A 659-nucleotide genomic window follows, 5' to 3' on the forward strand; every position below is an offset into this window, starting at 1 on the left:
AGCACTTCTGAGCGGTTGGTTCTGCGTGTGATGGATTTCAACGGCTTATCAGACAGTTTGGGCAATAATTTTCCCTGCCCATTGCGGGCTGTCATTATCTGGGGATTGAGCGATTTGCTTCCCCGGACAATAAATGAGCCGCCGGAAGAGGAGACTTGCTCAAAATACTCAAAATCAACATAGCCTGCATCTGCCAGCAATAATTGCTTATGCAGCGTCTCAGGGGCGGGGAGGTAAGCCCGTTCTGACGCCGTATCCGCGGTCACCGTCATTTTAACCGGAGATTGGGTGAAGAGTGACAGCGTCATGTGGCATTCAACGGCCGCATCGGTTGACCTGAACCGATAAGGAAACACATCAGACAGCGCCGAATGGATTTTGAATGAACTGCCATCCTGCAAAATAACATTTTGAAATTTTGTGAGTTTATTGGGTATCGCAACGGATTTCTCGGCCCATTGTGCCATGGCAAATCTCACCAATATTTTGACGAATTCGACAAAAGCCGTTTTGCGTAACTGATTATAAAAGGGGCGGTAGCTAACCTGCTGTTTTTTATCGGGGCACAGGCCATTAACTTTTTGATGCAACTGGGCAATGGAGGTGATTTTCCCCGAGCTAAGTGCCGTAATAAGGCTAAGGATAAACACATGAGGTTC

General features: G+C 47.5%; 1 protein-coding gene. It reads right to left on the reverse strand.

What is annotated here, in order from left to right; all coding sequences use genetic code 11:
• On the reverse strand, nucleotides 1-659 hold a 659-nt coding region (locus tag Xinn_RS21290), incomplete at both ends, for an IS4 family transposase (protein ID WP_153043440.1).

Source organism: Xenorhabdus innexi (genome assembly GCF_002632485.1).
Lineage (GTDB): Bacteria > Pseudomonadota > Gammaproteobacteria > Enterobacterales > Enterobacteriaceae > Xenorhabdus > Xenorhabdus innexi.